General features: G+C 55.0%; 16 protein-coding genes. 7 read left to right on the top strand and 9 right to left on the bottom strand.

The window, feature by feature from the left end; all coding sequences use genetic code 11:
• Positions 1 to 13 precede the first annotated feature (13 nt).
• The 3 genes from F3J28_RS12505 to F3J28_RS12515 are packed head-to-tail and all read left to right on the top strand — an operon-like array spanning position 14 to position 3,683.
• Positions 14 to 1,360, top strand: coding sequence for a GlcNAc-transferase family protein (locus F3J28_RS12505; RefSeq protein ID WP_166876324.1), 1,347 nt, complete (start codon positions 14 to 16; stop codon positions 1,358 to 1,360).
• Positions 1,354 to 3,180: an OmpA family protein gene (locus tag F3J28_RS12510; RefSeq protein ID WP_166876327.1), complete on the top strand. Its 1,827-nt coding sequence runs from the start codon at positions 1,354 to 1,356 to the stop codon at positions 3,178 to 3,180. Before F3J28_RS12505 ends, F3J28_RS12510 begins: the two co-directional genes overlap by 7 nt.
• 11 nt (positions 3,181 to 3,191) lie before the next feature.
• A complete protein-coding gene (locus tag F3J28_RS12515) occupies positions 3,192 to 3,683 on the top strand; it encodes a DcrB-related protein (RefSeq protein WP_008454347.1) in 492 nt (163 codons plus the stop codon).
• A gap of 66 nt (positions 3,684 to 3,749) precedes the next feature.
• On the opposite strand, the gene F3J28_RS12520 is transcribed toward F3J28_RS12515, so the two are convergent.
• Positions 3,750 to 4,436 (bottom strand): glycosyltransferase family 25 protein, encoded by a 687-nt coding sequence (locus tag F3J28_RS12520; RefSeq protein WP_286178153.1) that lies wholly within the window; start codon positions 4,434 to 4,436, stop codon positions 3,750 to 3,752.
• A gap of 501 nt (positions 4,437 to 4,937) precedes the next feature.
• Here F3J28_RS12520 and F3J28_RS12525 point away from each other — a divergent pair.
• The 4 genes from F3J28_RS12525 (at position 4,938) to F3J28_RS12540 (ending at position 8,988) form a co-directional block, all read left to right on the top strand.
• Complete coding sequence (locus F3J28_RS12525; RefSeq protein ID WP_166876330.1) at positions 4,938 to 6,077, top strand: D-alanyl-lipoteichoic acid biosynthesis protein DltD; 1,140 nt, start codon at positions 4,938 to 4,940, stop codon at positions 6,075 to 6,077.
• Positions 6,078 to 6,203: 126 nt separating this feature from the next.
• Positions 6,204 to 7,322: a membrane-bound O-acyltransferase family protein gene (locus tag F3J28_RS12530; protein ID WP_166876646.1), complete on the top strand. Its 1,119-nt coding sequence runs from the start codon at positions 6,204 to 6,206 to the stop codon at positions 7,320 to 7,322.
• Positions 7,319 to 8,752 (top strand): AMP-binding protein, encoded by a 1,434-nt coding sequence (locus tag F3J28_RS12535; RefSeq protein WP_166876334.1) that lies wholly within the window; start codon positions 7,319 to 7,321, stop codon positions 8,750 to 8,752. Before F3J28_RS12530 ends, F3J28_RS12535 begins: the two co-directional genes overlap by 4 nt.
• 17 nt (positions 8,753 to 8,769) lie before the next feature.
• Positions 8,770 to 8,988, top strand: coding sequence for an acyl carrier protein (locus tag F3J28_RS12540; protein WP_008454337.1), 219 nt, complete (start codon positions 8,770 to 8,772; stop codon positions 8,986 to 8,988).
• A gap of 154 nt (positions 8,989 to 9,142) precedes the next feature.
• Here the strand turns inward: F3J28_RS12540 and F3J28_RS12545 are convergent, their stop codons facing one another.
• The 8 genes from F3J28_RS12545 to fimA all read right to left on the bottom strand — a co-directional run bounded on the left by F3J28_RS12545 (position 9,143) and on the right by fimA (position 17,200).
• Positions 9,143 to 10,618: an EAL domain-containing protein gene (locus F3J28_RS12545; protein ID WP_286178156.1), complete on the bottom strand. Its 1,476-nt coding sequence runs from the start codon at positions 10,616 to 10,618 to the stop codon at positions 9,143 to 9,145.
• Positions 10,605 to 11,510: a fimbrial protein gene (locus F3J28_RS12550; RefSeq protein ID WP_166876337.1), complete on the bottom strand. Its 906-nt coding sequence runs from the start codon at positions 11,508 to 11,510 to the stop codon at positions 10,605 to 10,607. The genes F3J28_RS12545 and F3J28_RS12550 overlap by 14 nt, the downstream gene beginning before the upstream one ends.
• A 16-nt stretch (positions 11,511 to 11,526) precedes the next feature.
• A complete protein-coding gene (fimG, locus tag F3J28_RS12555; protein ID WP_166876340.1) occupies positions 11,527 to 12,030 on the bottom strand; it encodes a type 1 fimbrial minor subunit FimG in 504 nt (167 codons plus the stop codon).
• A 12-nt stretch (positions 12,031 to 12,042) separates the two neighbouring features.
• A complete protein-coding gene (fimF, locus tag F3J28_RS12560; protein WP_166866583.1) occupies positions 12,043 to 12,570 on the bottom strand; it encodes a type 1 fimbrial adaptor subunit FimF in 528 nt (175 codons plus the stop codon).
• A gap of 9 nt (positions 12,571 to 12,579) precedes the next feature.
• A complete protein-coding gene (locus F3J28_RS12565) occupies positions 12,580 to 15,213 on the bottom strand; it encodes a fimbrial biogenesis usher protein (protein WP_166876343.1) in 2,634 nt (877 codons plus the stop codon).
• Positions 15,214 to 15,285: 72 nt separating this feature from the next.
• On the bottom strand, positions 15,286 to 15,990 hold the full coding sequence (locus F3J28_RS12570) for a fimbria/pilus periplasmic chaperone (RefSeq protein ID WP_502706559.1): 705 nt from the start codon (positions 15,988 to 15,990) through the stop codon (positions 15,286 to 15,288).
• Positions 15,991 to 16,045: 55 nt separating this feature from the next.
• Positions 16,046 to 16,585 (bottom strand): type 1 fimbrial minor subunit FimI, encoded by a 540-nt coding sequence (fimI, locus tag F3J28_RS12575; RefSeq protein WP_166876652.1) that lies wholly within the window; start codon positions 16,583 to 16,585, stop codon positions 16,046 to 16,048.
• Between the two features lie 75 nt (positions 16,586 to 16,660).
• Positions 16,661 to 17,200 carry a type 1 fimbrial major subunit FimA gene (gene fimA / locus F3J28_RS12580; RefSeq protein WP_166876346.1) on the bottom strand — a complete coding sequence of 180 codons (540 nt, stop codon included), beginning with the start codon at positions 17,198 to 17,200 and terminating at the stop codon, positions 16,661 to 16,663.
• Positions 17,201 to 17,313 lie beyond the last annotated feature (113 nt).

Genomic DNA, 17,313 nt, shown 5'->3' on the forward strand with positions numbered 1-17,313 from the left:
GGAAGAAGGAAATATGGGCAACCCCGCGACAATTTTTATCAGCATTGCCAGCTATCGGGATCCGCAGCTGATCCCGACGCTTCAGGATATGCTGCGCCACGCCAGTCAGCCTGGAAGGCTGCACATTGCCGTGTGCTGGCAGGACGATGAGGATCTCAGCCTCTTTACGCGACACGGCTTCGTCCCCATGGGCAGCCGGCATGTTGCCGGACACGAGGCGTTTATTTTCAGTTTCCAGCAGGCCCGAATCGAACTCATCAGCGTGCACTACTATGCCAGCCAGGGGGCCTGCTGGGCGCGGAGCCTCGCGGAATCGCTATTTGAGGCAGCAGACTATTTTCTGCAAATTGATTCCCACTGCCGATTTATCCCCGGCTGGGATAACGAAATGATAACCACACTGCGCCAGCTAGCGGCGAAATCTCCCCGGCCAGTGCTCTCCTCCTACCCGCCTGCGTTTGTTCCCGGAGAAGACGAAGAAGCCAGTAAAAAACGTTATGTGAGCCGCTTAATCTTCCGGGAGTTCAACCCGCAGGGGCTCCCGATGTTCAGCTCCACGCCTTTTGAGTCTCCCGAACCCGTCAGGGGCAGCTACCTGGCCGGAGGATTTATTTTTACCCGTGGGGACTTCGTAAAAGAGATCCCCAACGACCCACAGATTTTCTTCGCCGGTGAGGAAATAGCCATGGCCGTGCGCGCGTTTAGCCACGGCTACGATATCTACCATCCCCATAAGCCTCTGCTATGGCACTACTATCAGCGCAAAGAGCACAGCAAAGTCTGGGGCGACCACACGAATCAGGCCAAAGAACAGGGCTCCGTCGAGAAGGCCTGGTGGGAGCGCGATGCCGCGTCGAAAAAGCGAGTCAGAACCGTGCTGGGTCTGGAGAGCGAGCCCGAAGGCGGCCTGGCCCCCTATGGGCTGGGAAAGATCAGAACGCTGGCACAGTTTGAATATCAGGCCGGTATTTGCCTGAAAAACGGCACAGTTTTACCGGAAGTCATGGCCGAGGATAAAGTGAATTTCTTCTCCGACCCGCCCGCCGACCATGCCGAATGGCTACGTCGGCAATATGCCTGGCATAAGAAGACCCTTACGCTGAGCAAGACTGATTATGAAGCAGACAACGGCGACGTAAGAGCACTGCATATCAGCGTCTATACCCAACAAAACGAGTTGTTCCACAGGCAAACGCTCACCCGCAGCGAACTGCATGAACTACGCCAAAAAACGTCCTCGGAAGACATCTCGCTTCCGGTGGAATTTAAAACCACCAGCCTAAGCAAACCAGGCTCGATCAGGCTGTGCACCTGGTCAGACAGCCTGGGCTGGGGCACCGTCACGGAGAAGACATGGTGAAAAGTGAAGCCCTTTTTTGTCGATTAGTCAGCGTGGATACCCTGTTTTCTTTTGACGGCATTATTCCCTCTGCGCCGGACTTTCAGCTCAGGCTGATCTCGCTGATTGAGCAGTTCAACAAGGCGCTGCTGGTGGAAAACCAGGCGCCTGAAGAAAGCGAGGCGCTGTGCCGGGCGCTGTGTGATTATTTTGATAAGCGCTTGAGCAGTAATGCCCAAAACAACTCTCTGTCCTGGCAACGCTACTCGCTGGTGCAGTATTTCTATGGCTTTGTTGACAGCGAGGAAGCGCTCCCCCTTTCCGCCCGGCTGGATGCCCTGCTCAACGCCGACAGCGAGATCATTTTTCGCTACGCCTGGAAGCTGCTGACGCTGGTGATGCAAATTGAAGGCAGTACCGATGCCCTGGTCTCGCTGCGGGCGGCTAAACGCGCCCGCTATTTTTCACGCGCCCGGACAGAGACGCCTCCTTCGGAACACGCAACGGCATCCTGGGTGAGCCCGCGGGCCGGGGCGGCAGGATCCCCGCGCTTAATGATCTTCGTCATCGGGCCCTTTGCTGGAAAATGGTTCAGCCAGTCAAACCTGTCATCCGGCAGCGAGCATGGGATTCTGTGGGTGATTGAGGAGAACGCCAACGGGCTGGCCAAACGGATGGCATATTTAAAGAAAAATAACATCGCCCTTGCTACGATGGCTTACTTCCCGCTGCTTGCCGACGGCTTTGAAAGCAGTAGCATCATGATCGAGCAAATTACCGCCTGGAAATACGCCTTTTCATCCATCCGCCTTTCTGAGCCTTTACCCTGCATGCTGGGGCTCTACACCCGGCTCAGCCAGCAGCGCTCCGCCCACGATCCGGATCGGGCTATCTGGACCGGCGGGCTTGCCGAGCCGCCTTACGGCCACCTCAAGCTTGAGCATCAGTGGGCGAGCCTGCTGGCCGAGCTGGAGGCTAATGACGACGGGAAAGATCTCTACGCCATTCAGCGCCACGCGGTAGCCAGCACGCTGCTCTCCTGGCTGGCTGAAAGCCGTATCATGAACGTGTTACAGACCCTGTTTGACAGCACCCAGCTTGACTTTGCCGGCATCACTCTCGCCGATCACGGCCAGGGATTCACCCGACATGGGGCCTGGTCCCTGTGGCTTTCAGAGCGATACGGTATTTTGCCCGGCCTGTCGGCTTCTATCGCCCTGCCTCCGCTGCCGGAGATTCCCCTGCCGCCGGTTGAAGAGCCGCCTCCTGCCCCCTCTCCTGCGCCGATTCCACTGCCGGTAGAGATCCCACGCCGCCGACGCTGGCCTAAAGCAGTCGCCGCCCTGCTACTGCTGTGCCTCGCGGGCGGCATTGGCTACGCCATACAGCAGGATGCGGTGGAAATTCGCGGCCAGATTAGCCAGATAAAGCCGATCCAAAGGCTACTGGGAATAAATGACAAACCCGATGCATCGGCATTCCTGCAGCTCGTGAACAACGCGCCTTTATTTGAGAACGGCAGCAGTAACCTGATGCCGGAAAGCCAGCACATTCTGACGCAGCTGGTGCCTGAGATGGCGCGCAATCCGCTGCAGATGTATCTGATCATCGGCCATTCTGACAACACCGGCTCTGCCACTGTCAACATGGCCCTGTCCACAGAGCGCGCTCGCGTTATCCGCGACTGGCTGGTGGAACACTCGGGCCTGGCCGCCAGCCAGTTTATCGTTGAAGGCGCGGGCAACTCTCGCCCGATAGCCAGTAACGCCACCCAGGAAGGACGCGCGCAAAACCGCCGCGTCGAAATCATTCCGTTATCTATGCAAGACTACAAGGATTGAGAGAGTCGCTTATGAGTAACAAACCTGTGACCTACCCCCTCAATGAGGGCAGTTTCGTGACGTTGAATCCGCAGGAGGATCAGTCGATCAATATCCTTCGCTACATGGATGAGGATCACAATCCCTATAACATCTTGATCAACCGCACCACTCTTGAAGAAGAGCAGACCGTTGATCAGTTCTGTGAAAAACAGTGGGATAAAATGAAACGCTTCGTCCCGGGATTCGAGGTCGAAGGGAAGAACCTCAGGCATGAGATCGGGCCTGCCAAACTGCCGGTCCTGCAAACCGCGAATAAGTTTCTCGAGGACGGCACCTGGATCCGCCAGGTCTCGTCTATCATTACGCTTCCGGGGCACCCGGTGCTGAACCCGAATAAACGTAAGCTGCTGGTGTTTACCCTGGCCGTAAATAATGATTTCACCGAAGCACAGCGTAAACATTATGTCCGGATTATTAACAGCTTTGTTCCGCTGGAAGCCCCCCTCGGCGAAAGCGAATAACCCTCCCGCTGAAGCATCCCTTCTTTTCGGGGGCTGATGCTTCAGCCCCTTCATTCTTCGCCAGGATTAAAATGAGCCGTAGCGTTTAATGTCTTCAATTGGCCGTTTAAAATACTCTCGTCTGTCCATGACCGTATTTTCTATATCACTGAGCCCGGGGCGCTGATGCCCGATGCAGGGATATACGCCGTACCAGTTTCCCTGAGCCATCAGTTTTAACCAGTTGGTATCCAGTCCGGCTTTATTGCGCGCTTCGCCCTGCTCCATTCGATAAATGGCCCGAGAATAATTGTGCATCAGCGTTCGATAATAAGGCCTGTTCACCAGATAACTGTTTGCCAGAAAAGCGAATTCGACTTTATAAAAAGCGGAACTCACCTTTTTAATGATGTAATAGCTGGCCGAAAGAAACCCCACATCCCAGTCAGTGCGTGCTAACTCACCCAGAAAAATATTAGCTCTTTCAATAGATTGGGGATCCTCATTGAACACCATATCATCTTCAAGAATCAGGACGTTGTTCCAGCCATTTATTTGCGCCATGATCAGGACATTCAGGTGGGACTTTGCGCAGCCCAGCGCGCCCTCTTCTTCCTCAATGGCCTGAAAATGGATAATTTTTTCTTCCGGGGCCTGAACCTTTTTTAATTCTGCGATAATTTCAGCCTTTCTATCCTGACGTTTCGCCAGATTGATATAGACAATTTTATCAATAAAATCCCAGTTAATTACGCACATATTGAGCCATTCCAAATAATTGCCAGCTTGTATTTTATCGCAAACTCCATGCCCTTACGGGCAACAGGTCTATTTTAGGATTATGGCTTTATTTTTCTTTCAAGATACTGTCATTGAATCTTTCTTGCCGATAGCCCTGCCGGGGGAAGTTTTTATATTCAGATCAAATTCTGCGCTCACTCAGGAGCGCGAGATTATTTTCATCAAGAGCGTACTGAGTCATCCGCTACTTTTAACGAAAGACTGAGGAAATTCACGAACGTGGCGGGATGTTGACAGAAAAATACCTGACGTAAGTCCATAAGCCAACGCGGCCAGGCCATACAACTTCCCCCGTCATCAAAGCGTAGCGGGAATTATTACAATACGTACTTCGTTGTACATACCGTTACACAGCAACGCTCATCATCGGTGAAAGGCTGGTATATAGTGCAGCGATGCACAGGGATGATTTGTTGTGTTGATAAAAAATAACAAATTTTAAACAAATGGTAGTCATGTAACCTCATATTAATAATGAAAATCAAGAATACTCTCTGCCTACATATCCTGATGGCGCTGCTTGCCGTTCTGGTCTTATGCGTTCCGGCCCTGGTGACGGGCTTGTTCACGCCGCTAACATTCCAGCCGCTGATTAAAAGCATGGACGGTACAGCGAAAGAGCAATCAGAGAAAATAGCGACAATTTCCCATGCATTACAAGGTAATGCATTATTTTTCCTCGGCGCTTCTGAGGTGTCGACATCGGAAGATGAACATTACGCTGTATATAATTACTTTAATAAGCAATTACATCAGCCGGTGGTGGCTTACGGGGATAGTTATGTCGATAACATCACACAATTCCTGCTGCTCTCACGTTTTAAAAACGATATAAATGCCAACAGTAAAATTGTTCTGCTGTTTGCCCCGGACAGTTTTTATTTTGACACTATTCCTCCGGCTATTTTTGCCGATCATTTCCCGGCCGCTATTTTTAACCCACTGATGGCGGATGAAAAAGCCCGTCCTTTCCTGGTCAATTACTTACACCATATTGATGAAGAGGACATCAGCCATTTAACCCTGGGCGAAATGAAAATATATGGCTGGCGGCCAAAAGTAATTTGGCAGTCTATTAATTATGAGTTTGCTAACTTCTGCACCCTGGTAAAAAACCATTGGCTGGCGTGGCTGCGCATTGCGCCTGAACCTCACCGCCCATGGCCCGCTCCCGCTGATAAGTACGCCGCGCCAGACTGGAACGAACAGCTGGCCCATGCCCGCGTATTGAATCAGGTTCGCCAGCAAAGTGCCGCCACGTTGTGGATGGACAAAAGCGTTTATGAAGACGGAAAAACGGCGGAAGAGTGGTATGAAACGCCGGTGGTAAACCGCCAGATGGAAGCCTTCAAGGCCACCATCGATCTGCTCAAATCTCGCCATGCCCAGTTCGTGGTGATCGTCGATCCGCTTAACCCGTGGGCGCTGAAAAACACGCAAAAATTCCAGCCCGTTGACCGCCAGGTCAGGGCGTATCTCGAGCAAAACCAGGTGCGCTATTTCGATATGTACGCCCAGCCTTATCAAAACGGCTGGAACTGGGATCGCCTGCATCCCACCGAGCTGGCGTGGGTTGCTATGGACCGCTTTATTGCCGAGAGCTTTACACGATGAAAACTGCCGTTCGCCTGTTTGTGCTTTACCTCTTGCTGGCCATCACGGTGATCGCATGGTCTTCCGTGGACGACAGCATGAGTATCAAAGTGCATTTTGAATATCAAAAATTCTGAAGGATGAATGATGTATAGCTCCGGGGCATTTTTTTTCTTTCTGTTTTCATCGGCGCTGCTGTTTGCGCTGGTTAACCGCGTTCTGCATTACCGGCTGACTTATTTGGCGGCATTCTCCGTGCTGGCGGCGCTGGCCTGGGGATATATTTTCCAGGGTGATTACTTGGTTCCGGTGGCGGTATTCTTTGCGTTTTATCTTCTCGTCACCCTGAAAGAGAAAGGCTGGTTAAAAACCTGGCAAGCAGTCACCCTCACGCTGCTCCCGCTATTGCTGGTGAAGTTACACCTGAATAATCACTGGGGCATGATTGGCCTGTCGTTTATGACCTTCCGCGCCATTGACGTGCTGCTTTACCGCAGCAAAAAAGATGGCCAGAACTTTTTGCATTATTTCTGCTATCTGTTTATGCCGTTTATTATTCTTGCGGGCCCGATGTACCGCTGGAGAACCTGGGTCGGGGATATTAATAAGCCGGTATTCAGGCTGACCCGCGAACAGTTTTTACTGGCCGTGGAGCAAATCGTCACCGGCGTCGTGCAAAAGTTTTTGTTTGCGATGCTTATCGACAATCTGGTGATTGAGTCCTGGAGCCACCGGCCGTTCACGCTCACCGTCGGCGTGGTGATGTCGGTCGCCTACAGCGCCTATCTCTACTTTGATTTTGCGGGCTACAGCAACATGGCTATCGGCGCCGGGCGGCTGTTTGGCCTGAATATTCCGGCCAACTTCAATATGCCGATTCTGGCCAAAAACCCGCAGGACTTCTGGCGCCGGTTCCACATCAGCCTGTCTGAGTGGCTGCGCGACGTGGTCTTTATGCCGATTTACATGAATCTGATGAAGCTCGATTTCTTCCGTCAAAACAAAACCCTGGCACAGAACGTGGGCATCTTCTGCACGCTCTTTTGCATGGGGGCCTGGAACGGGCTTGAACGACACTACGTCATCAGCGGCGCGCTGTTCGGCGCCATTTCCGTTGCCCATAACATGCTGCTTTGGTCAGCCAAACGCAGCCCGGCCTTGAGTAACGGCTTACGCCATCCGGTTATCGCGTTTTTTGGACGAATTCTGACGCTGGCTAGCGCCGCGGTCTCCCTCTACATCTTTAGTGGAATGTCACCTCTATGAACCTTCATCCAGAGCTTCAGGAACTGCAGGATTTTCTGCGTGCGGCATTACTCGACCCCGCGCGCCCCAGCCAGTTAGCCATCAGCGGCAGCGATACCGCCCTGACCTGGCAACAGCTTTCCGTCGCCGCAACCGACTGGGCGCAGCGCTACGCGCAGTGCGAACAACCCGCCGGCACGCCGGTGGTTTTATACGGGCATCAGCAGGCCGAATTTGCCGTGGCAATTTACAGCTGCCTGCTGCACAACATCCCGTATATTCCGGTGGACTGCATCTACCCGCAGGAGCGGCTGAAAGAGATCTGCCAGCTTGCCAGAGCCCCTTATTACTACGACGTCGTGACGAAGCAGTTTGTGGCGACCGGAGAAACCGGCAGCGTGCTGGCCGAGCCCGATCTGGCTTACATCATGTTTACCTCAGGCAGCACCGGGAAACCGAAAGGCGTGCAGATTGGCCGCGAGAGCCTGTGGCACTTCATGAAGTGGGTGCGCAATGACTTTGCGCTGCCGGACGTGCCGGTATTAATGAACCACGCGGTGTTCAGCTTCGACCTGTCTCTTATTCCTTTGCTGGCGAATCTCGCCACCGGCGGGCACATCGTGCTGAACGCCAAGGAAGATATTGCCGCTGAAAACTGGCTCGATCGCCTGAAAACCAACGAAGTTTCGGCCTGGGTTTCCACGCCCTCTTTTGCCTACCAGAAGCTGCTTTCCCCGCAGTTCAGCGCCGAGTATTTGCCCGCGCTGAGCGTGTTTGTGTTTATTGGTGAAGTGCTGAATAAGGCGCTGGTCAGGCAACTGCGCCGCCGTTTCCCGCAGGCCAAAATCCTGAACTCCTATGGCCCAACGGAAGCCACCATCGCCACCACGGTGATTGAAATCACCGACGAGATCCTGCACAGCGAAAACGACGTGCTGCCGGTGGGCACCATGATGCCGGAATCCCACATGGAGATTACCTCCGAAGGTGAGCTGATTATCTGGGGGAAAAACGTCATGCGCGGTTATCTCGGCCTGCCGCAGGAAAACGCCGCTAAGTTGCTGCACCGCGAAAGCGAGCAATACCGCGGCTACCGCACCGGCGATCTCGGCTACGAAAACGGGCTGCTGTATTGCCAGGGCCGTAACGACAGCCAGATCAAGCTGAACGGCTACCGCATTGAAATCAACGAAATTGAAAACCGCCTGCTGGCGATGTCCGGTATTAGCGAAGCCGTGGTACTGCCGCTGATGAAGTCCGGTGGCGGCGTGCTGCGCATTGCAGCGTTCTGCGTCACTGGCCTTGCCCCGGAGGCGATCAAGACTTCGCTCGCGAAGGTGATCCCGCCTTATATGGTGCCTTCACAAATCATTATTAAAGACGCTTTGCCGCTGAACCCTAACGGCAAAATCGACCGCAAGCTGCTGGATACCCAGGCTCGCACGAATTAATGACCCAGGAAAATAAGATGGAACAAGAAATTCTCGCCCTGTTTGAAAAAGTGTTATCCCGCAAGGTCGGTTTTAACGATGAACTGATCGAGTCCGATATTCTCGACTCTATTCTGGCCGTTGATTTGGTGCTGGAAGTGCAGGATGTGTACGGCTGCATGATCCCGCCGACGGAAGTCGCCACCGTGCTGAAAACCCCGGCGGATTTGGCGCGTTATATTGAAGAGAATCGCTAAACCCAACTGTTCTCTCCCAAACATTCGGGAACAGTTCTGCCCCTCACCCCGGCCCTCTCCCCCAAGGGGAGAGGGAGAAAAGGCCAGGCAGGGAACGTGATTTATCTCCTCTCCCTTCCAGGGAGAGGGTTAAGGTGAGGGTAAAAGCGCTGATTCAGACTATAGGCTGCACCGTCTCTCTTTTTTTCAAAGCCGCGATCATTTGCCGCAGTTCAAACTTGAAAACGGGCTGAGAGATACTGAACCCCTGAAAGAGATGCACCCCGGATGCCAGCAGCAACCTTAATTTCTCGCGGCTATCAATCCCCTCGGCAACGCAGTAACTTCCCGTTAATTCACAGTAGTACGCCAGGCTTTTGATCAGCGCCAGCGCGTGAGGTTCATACTGCGCGTCGGCCACGACTTTGCGATCCAGTTTGTAATCGTTGAACCGCACCGCCCGCACCGGGAAATAAACGCTGCTCTGCGAAAAGCAGTCATCAAGCATCACCCGGTATCCCTGGTGCTGAAGCTGAGTAATAAAGAATCGACTCTCCTGATGCTGATTCAAATTCAGATCTTCTGAGATTTCCAGCACCAGCCTGTCCGTCCAGAATGGATTTATCAGCCGGGTACTCAGCTGTTTAATAATGCCGAACAGACTTTCACTGTTGGAAACCGCGGCCGGAATATTCACCGCGAAATAATACTCCCCCTGGTACTGATTAATACCGCCCACCGCCTCTTGCAGCATAAAGGCCGTTAACAGCCGCCACGTATAGCTGGAGCGGATCTGCGGCAGAAACTCTGCGGGCTGTAGGGTTTGCCCGTTTCGATGCCAGCGGGCCAGGATTTCCAGCCCTTTGAGCTGCAGCCCACCGTTCACAATAGGCTGGAATACCGGGTAAATCTGGCGGTTGTGGATGGCATAAACCAGCTCCCTTTCAAACGGTGAAAGGGCAGCCAGCGTCCCCGCTGAGTCTCCTTTTTTCTGCTGATTACTCGCCATCGGCGCCTTCTCATGCAGCAGCGGATGAACCATTTTTTTTAACCCGGATATTCGCTGCACATACAACGTCTTATGGCTGACGCCGCGCTGTTTCGCCTGCTCCTGAATCGTCTGGCCGGCCAGAGAGTCCACCAGCACATCCAGCTCTTTTCGGGTCAAACCTTCGGGCCGGATCTGGCTCACCAGCTCCTCTTCAAGAGCGTGTTTTTTGAGGCTGACGCTGTTATCCCAGTCCCCGAGCAGCAGCGCGGCCAGGCTGGCGCAGGGCAGATCGGACGGCACCACCCGCACGCCGCCAAGATAACCGTCTTTTTTCACTAATTTCTGCAGCGAACGCCAGATCCATGAGGCTGAACTTCGGCTCAAAATGAGCATCGGGAGCTGGCCATCATGGCGATCGAGCAGCTGCGCCACCTGCCGCAAGACGACAAGCAGCCAGTAAGGTTGATCGGGCAGATAGACCACAAACCGCGCCCCGCTCTCTTCCCGCATTCTTTCTTCCCCTAAGCCTGGGAAAAATACCGTGCGGGTTTGACTTGCTGATAACAAATTCGCCAGCCCGCACGCCATCATGTTGCAGGGCGAGAGAATGTAGGCCACGCGCTCGCTTACTTTTCCAGGTGTGCCGCTACTGGTAAACAAACGTCACCCCAACGATCGACTGCACATTACCCGCCGTAACCTGCCCGGTCGTTCTCGCGTAGGTCGCGGTCAGCCCCAGACTAACGGGGGTCGTCCCTACCGTTCCCAGCGAAACGGTGTTAGCGCTGCCGGCCCCCAAAGCGGCACCATTTCGCAAAAGCTGAACGCCAATTCCCTGAGCAGGCGAGCTGGCAGAGGTATTGGTGAAAATTGAGCTATCGCTGCCCAGCGTGTTGCCAGACAAAAAGTAACCGATTCTCTGATTCTGCGCGCAGCGCACGGTGACGGGCGCAGGCGCCGTGCCCGGGTAATCAGGCAGATTCACCGTCACGTTACGGGCGGACACGTCACAGCCCCCGGTTGGCACCACAACATCGTTGTTCGCGTAGATATTCCAGTTGATGATCTGGCGATTCCCGTTAATGGAATCTTCTTTTTCCAGAATAAGCTGGGCAATCATGGTGTTGGCTTTAACCACTACGCCGCTGGCGGTGCTGATAGGCGTTAAATACAGCACCGCCTGCCAGCCACGATAATCCCCCCAGGTGTGGTTCACCCAGGCGGTTTCCGTTGTGGTCGGGAAAGGATATTGCACCCCGAAGTAACCTAATGATCCTCTGAAAGCAGAGAGCACGCCCTGATACGCCGAGCCGGATCGGATCCTTACCGGATCGGTATATTGGCTTGGGGCATCGTTTTTGCACTGAATCGACTGGGAAAGATCGACCACTAAGTTTTGCCCTGCCGAAATGGACGGCACGAGATTAACATTGACGTTCACGGTGCCGGAGCCGCTGATGGAAGTCCCCAGCGACTGGCAGGTAAAGGCCTGGCCTGCGGTTGACCATCCCAGCCCGGCCAGAGTGGCCAATAACGCGATGATTTTTTTCATTCCATCCTCCTTGCGATCAGGACCAGGTGTAAGTGACATTGATCACCGCCTGAATGGTTCCCTGGGTAGTCCCGCCGTTGACCGTTATCGCTCTGACCTGCAGAGGAAAACTCGTCGCCTGACTGCCGGCATCCACCGGCACGGTTTTATTGGCACCGTTATTCAGCGTTGCCCCACCGTTGTCCCGCAGCTGGAGCTGGAGGTTACGCGCCGTGCCCTGGTTGGCGTAATACCCCGTCGCATCCGCCGTGCCGCTGAACGTCGCGGTCACTTTAGAGGTCCCGACCGGGCAGTTGGTCAAGCTCAGGACAACATCATGCCAGGCGGATGTAGCACCGGCCTGCACCAGGCTAAAGGTATAGAGATCGCCCAGATCGACCGTGGCCGTTGGGGTCGAGATCGTGCAGGGCTTCGCCACTACCCTGCCGTTCACGGTAATGGTGACGTCATCCGCCTTTGTCGTGGCAGAGAGCACCAGCAGCACTCCGGCAAGCACCCTTCCGGGTAGAATCCATTTCATGTCCGCCTCCGGTTACTGAAATTCAAGTGTGAATATTGCGGTCGCATTTACGTGCCCGGCGGTGACCGGCAGCTGCGTTGCCATCAGGCGCGCATAAAAACCCAACACGTTGGTCTGGCCGGGCACCAGCGTGGTCCACTGAATTGCCGACGATCCCGCGTTGATCGGCATCGGCGTCCGGGCGCTGTTCAGGATTTGTATCCCCATGCCTGCCGCCGCTGCCGCGCCGCTATCCAGCTTTAATAAACTGGTGTTGACGCTATCCGCCACGCCGGTAAAGCCCACTTTCACCGCGGTAGCCAGGCCGCCACACGGGGAAAGCACGATGCGAAATGGCACCAGCGCGGTGGTGGCTCCCACCGCAGAAAACTGTTTGGCCGGGTTATTCATCAGATCGACGGTGAAATCTTTCGACTCCGCCGCAACCGCGCAGGCGTTGTCCCGAACATTCCCACTAATAGTAATGGTGCTGTCTGCCGCATCCGCAGCGGCGGCGAACAGTGACAGGGCGATGCCGACGATATAAAGAGATTTAGTCATGCTTATTCCTTAGCGACACAGCGCCGAAAGCGAGCTCAGCATCTGCTTCTGGCTCTCTTCACCCAGACGGTAGTCCGCCACGCAGCTGGCACCCGGCCCGTCTCCCCATTTGGCCAGCACCTTGCCCGCTAGCGGCATTCCGCTCAGGTACACCTGCCCGCCGTCGGCCACAATACTGCTCACCTGCAGGCCTTCGGCGGTCACAACCGCCCCGAAAGGCACAGGCTTGCCGTTGTGGGTCAGCGTCATGAGCATTTTCACCCCAACCTGTGGCTTGAATTCCGCGCGCACCACGGCGCCGTGGGTTGGCACCACGTTGGCGACCGCATCCTGAAGGTCTACGTTGTCGGCCAGCGTGTTGGTGTCCAGCGCGATCCTGTTTTCGCGGTAATCGCTGGCATACGGGAGCACGGCGTAACCGCGCCAGTCAGTACGCACGCCGGTTTGGTTTTCGACTTTTACGTCTCCGGCTCCGGGGGCTTTCACCAGCACGACCGTGCTGTTCAGCGGCTGGCTGAAGGTCACACCATCCGCATGCGCCAGTACACCACCGCTCGCGCCGTAGTAAACCTGCTTCATGCCGTCGCTGCGGCTATAGCCCACGTTCGCGTTGCCGTATCCGCCGCGATAGTTCAGTGCGGCATAACCTGTACTGCTGCTATTCCCGTGCCCGCCGCCCGCGTAGCCGGTCTGCACGCTATAGCTCAGGTTATTGTCCTCCAGCAGCGTGCCGTACAGCCCGGCCAGGTTGGTCATCCGGCCATTAAGATCGTGTGAGGCGCTGTAGCTGGCGTTGGCATTACGCCAGACCGATTTGCTGTCGGAACGCAGCCAGTGGCTGAACGGGATATTGACGTTTACCGCCAGCATCTGGTCACGCCCGTCCTGCCAGGCGTTTTTCGTCAGGCTGTAGCTGACCGTCCAGTTGATGTCATCCACGGCGGTGTTTAACCCCACCTGCATCTGTTCGTCGGCGCTGCTGCTGTTCCAGTAAGTCTGGTGGCTGCCGCTGAGATAAAGCGTTGTCGTTCTGCCCAGCTGTTGGGTCAGGCTCAGCTGCACCCTGCCGCGCTTGTTGTAGGCGAGGTTGTAGTAGTCGGTAAACTTAGGTTTAACCTGTATCACGCCGTCCTGCGTTTCCACGCGGTAACCGCTCATCCGGCTGTAGGCACTGTCGGCGAGCGTAAAATAGCCGCTGGTTGAATACCGGTAGCCCACCAGCTGGATGTTGGTGCCCAGTTCATTCAGCGATTTGTTATAGAGGAAGCGCAGCGATTGCCCCTGGTGTTCACTGTCATCGGCGAGCCTGGCGTTGGCCTGAGTGACGTCCATCGACAGCGCCCCCAGCGCCCCCATGTTTTTCCCTACGCCCAGGTTGAAGCTGCGGTAACGGTCAGCCAGCTGGCTGCCGCCATAAAGCGTCCAGCCATCGGGCAAACCATGCAGCACCGTGCCCTGGAAGAACTTAGGCTCTTCCTGCTGGCGGTTGCCGCTGCGATATTCCCCGGCCGTCAGTGAAAAACGCGTGCGCCCTTCGCGCTGTAAAACAGGCACGGATGACCACGGCACGCTGAAGATCTGGCTGCTGCCGTCGGTTTCTTTGATAGTGACCTGCAGATCGCCGCCGCTAGTGGCAGCGTAGAGATCGTTAATCGTGAACGGGCCTGGCGGAACGGTGCCCTGATAGATTTCATAGCCATTTTGTTTGACGATGACGTGCGCCGTGCCCCGGGCAATACCGCGAATCACCGGCGCAAAGCCTTTCATGCTGTCGGGCAGCATATTATCGTCGGAGGCCAGCTGAGCCCCCCGGAAATTGATCCCGTCAAAAATATCGCTGTCGGTATAGCTGTCGCCCAGCGTTAACCGGGAGCGCAGGGAAATAATATCGCGCTCAAGCCAGGTGTTGACGTGCTGCCATTTGTTTTCGTTCGCTGAGCTGCCGCCGCCGCTGTTGTAGCTCCAGGTGGTGTTGTCACGCAGTCGCCATGCCCCGAGGTTGATCCCGCTCTGAAGGTTCAGCCAGGCATAATTGCTGTTACCACCGCGATCGTTTTGCACGCTATTGCCGGTAAAGTTGTAATTCAGCAGGCCGGCGTTAATGCCGTTATCCCAGCGTTCAGGCGGGATATAGCCTCTGGCCCGGTTGCCCATAAACGCCTGCGGCACCGTCAGGTTGAGCCTTTGGAGACCAACATCAAACCCGGCGGTCGCCTCAGGAATAAGTTCAGTCATCGGGACGCAGGCGTCCGACGCCAGGGCGTTCATGCCGGCAATGGCCGCCACGTCGACGCCCATTCCGGCCCATTGCTCACGCGTCAGGCAGGGAGCCAGGCCGCTGCTGCTCTTTGCCGCATCAAATTTAACGTCCCGCGTGGCGACAAATCCCTCGTTGAGATAAATATCGACGCGATAGGTTCCCGGCGGCGCTTCCTGCCCACTTTCGAAGCTGGACAAATCAGCCACCGCGGAGGGATCGTCGGCTAAAAAGCGCGGGTTAAAATAGAGATCCGCATGGGCGGAACAGGCTTGCATAGCAATGAAAAGCGCCAGCGGCGTTTGTACCAGAGTAAAAAAAGAAGCTAATTTGCGCCGCGGACGACGGAAGCCGAAACGCGCTAATCCATATTTTAGATGTGACATTGTCCCTCCGGTCCGCATTCGCCCGGCAGTCAGTTCTTCGTTGTTATTTAACGCAGGACGGCCTGTCCTGAATTACTGCATAACGCCCTGCATCCGTGGCGTTAGCGCCCCGTAGTCGTTAATGGTCTGGTAAGTGATGTTGGTCCCGGCATCGGCCGGTAGCTTCACGGAGGTTTTTCCCATCGGTGGGACAAGCGCATTGTCCAGCACGCGGGTGCCGGCATTTATATCCGTGACCGTCAGGTAATACGGGGTGGGATTGTTTACTGTCAGCTGGCCGTTGCTGCGGCTAAAGGTCAGCTTTTCTGCCGCTTTTTCCGGGGCCAGTGCCAGGTTATCCGGGCGGTAATAAAGTTTAATTCGGCTGATGATCGCCAGCTGGAGCGTGTTCTCATTCAGCTTTGATTTTTCCATGGATGGAATGGCTTTCACGTTCAGCCAGAACAGGCTCTCCCGATCCTTCGGCAGCTGATTATTGGTCGCATCTAAAATGCGTAACGTGGTTTCTTTCTTCCCTTTGATGGCAAACAGCGGCGGGGTAATCACGAACCGGCTGTCTTTATCGCCATTAGCGTTTTCTACCCACGACTGAATAAGGTAAGTACTTTTTTCATCGTTGCTGGTTACCGCCAGCTGAACCTGCTTTTGCCCTTCAGGATAAATAACGCGAGTCGCCCCTAACGCTACCCCCGCCTCTGCACGAGCCATAAAGCCCATTGCCGCAGCTATCATCATCGCCGCCAGTAAACCGCGACCTCTTAGTAAGCTTTTTGTCACGCTCGCACCTTTGTCCTTGTCGTTGTTGTTTGTGTCCACTACACCATGGGCCAGGCTATAAATAGGTCAAAGCAAACCAGGCCTGAGCGTTCGCCAGTCCCCCGGTAACCTGATGCCCGGTAGCGCGATATTTAGCGATAAAATGGAGAGTGTTTGGCCCGGCGTATATCCGGGTCCAGGCCTTTGCAGGGGCATTCAATGGGATTTGGCGCTCCTCGGCATCAAAAAGGGCAACGCCCACGCCTTCAGCTATGCCCGGTCCCTCGCCCACCGAAAGTACCGCCGGATTTTTACCGTCGGCCACGCCCATAAACGCCACGCCAACGTGCCGGCTAACATTGGTATTACAGTCCTGAAGGTGGAGCGCGAAAGGCACCGGGTCGCTGTCTTCGCCTGGCGCGTGGAAGCGATTGCTGCTGATCCTGCCCATTTCGACCGTCATTTGGCGGTCGCCCGCTTCCACGCGGCAGGATTCGGCAACGATCGTGCCCTGGAAGCGCATATTGCCGCCCGGCAGCATCACATGCGTTCGGTTACCGGCCAGCGCCAGGGATGGCAGGAGAACGCTCAATAGAATCAGCTTGATTCCTCTCATCATTATCACCTTCAAATCCGTAGTAGATGACGGGCCGTCCCTGGCCCCGAGTGATTTCCCTGTATGACTGACTGATTACTCGTACTGAACTTTAAAGGTCGCGTCCGCGTTAGCGGTACCGGCCGTAGCCGCACCCAGCGCGATGTAACGGGCCTGCAGAGGAATAATATTGGTGCCATCGTTCAGCGTGGTTTTAGCGCTGAAGGTTGCCCCATCCAGTGCCAGCGGTGTGCTGGTGTTGTCGAGAATTTGAATCCCCACATTAGTCGCACCGCCCGCCGCAGGGCCCTGAATTGCCAGCGTGTCGGGCTTGCCGGTGACGGCTACGCCAGAGAACGCAACGGAGGCTTTGGTGGAAACAGTGGTATCGCAATCGTTCAGTTGGATGTTGAAACCTACTGCAGAACTGGTGCTACCTGCCGCAGCCAGTCGGGCAGAACGAACCTGGCCCAGTTGAACAGTCTGGTCCACCGACCCCGCATCAACGGCACAGGCTGCGTTAACAATTTCACCTTTGAAATGAACGGTGCCACCGTTAACCGTCACGGCATAAGCCGCACCCGAGCTCAAAGAGAGGGCTGACAGTGCAACGAGAGCCAGATTTTTGATTTTCATAATTTATTCCTTTAAACAATTTCACTAAAACGAATCAGAACCGGCAGTCGCTATGCCTTCCATAAGACCTATGTTTCAGCTTCACGAAACGATCGCCTATTCACATAAGCTCG

It is taken from the genome of Enterobacter sp. Ap-1006 (genome assembly GCF_011752835.1).
Lineage (GTDB): Bacteria > Pseudomonadota > Gammaproteobacteria > Enterobacterales > Enterobacteriaceae > Cedecea.

What these genes read in the sequence shown, in the direction of transcription:
- F3J28_RS12505 (WP_166876324.1), top strand. Translation starts at nt 14, where the DNA reads ATGGGCAACCCCGCGACAATTTTTATCAGCATTGCCAGCTATCGGGAT.
- F3J28_RS12510 (WP_166876327.1), top strand. Translation starts at nt 1,354, where the DNA reads ATGGTGAAAAGTGAAGCCCTTTTTTGTCGATTAGTCAGCGTGGATACC.
- F3J28_RS12515 (WP_008454347.1), top strand. Translation starts at nt 3,192, where the DNA reads ATGAGTAACAAACCTGTGACCTACCCCCTCAATGAGGGCAGTTTCGTG.
- F3J28_RS12525 (WP_166876330.1), top strand. Translation starts at nt 4,938, where the DNA reads ATGAAAATCAAGAATACTCTCTGCCTACATATCCTGATGGCGCTGCTT.
- F3J28_RS12530 (WP_166876646.1), top strand. Translation starts at nt 6,204, where the DNA reads ATGTATAGCTCCGGGGCATTTTTTTTCTTTCTGTTTTCATCGGCGCTG.
- F3J28_RS12535 (WP_166876334.1), top strand. Translation starts at nt 7,319, where the DNA reads ATGAACCTTCATCCAGAGCTTCAGGAACTGCAGGATTTTCTGCGTGCG.
- F3J28_RS12540 (WP_008454337.1), top strand. Translation starts at nt 8,770, where the DNA reads ATGGAACAAGAAATTCTCGCCCTGTTTGAAAAAGTGTTATCCCGCAAG.
- F3J28_RS12550 (WP_166876337.1), bottom strand. Translation starts at nt 11,510, where the DNA reads ATGAAAAAAATCATCGCGTTATTGGCCACTCTGGCCGGGCTGGGATGG.
- fimG (WP_166876340.1), bottom strand. Translation starts at nt 12,030, where the DNA reads ATGAAATGGATTCTACCCGGAAGGGTGCTTGCCGGAGTGCTGCTGGTG.
- fimF (WP_166866583.1), bottom strand. Translation starts at nt 12,570, where the DNA reads ATGACTAAATCTCTTTATATCGTCGGCATCGCCCTGTCACTGTTCGCC.
- F3J28_RS12565 (WP_166876343.1), bottom strand. Translation starts at nt 15,213, where the DNA reads ATGTCACATCTAAAATATGGATTAGCGCGTTTCGGCTTCCGTCGTCCG.
- fimI (WP_166876652.1), bottom strand. Translation starts at nt 16,585, where the DNA reads ATGAGAGGAATCAAGCTGATTCTATTGAGCGTTCTCCTGCCATCCCTG.
- fimA (WP_166876346.1), bottom strand. Translation starts at nt 17,200, where the DNA reads ATGAAAATCAAAAATCTGGCTCTCGTTGCACTGTCAGCCCTCTCTTTG.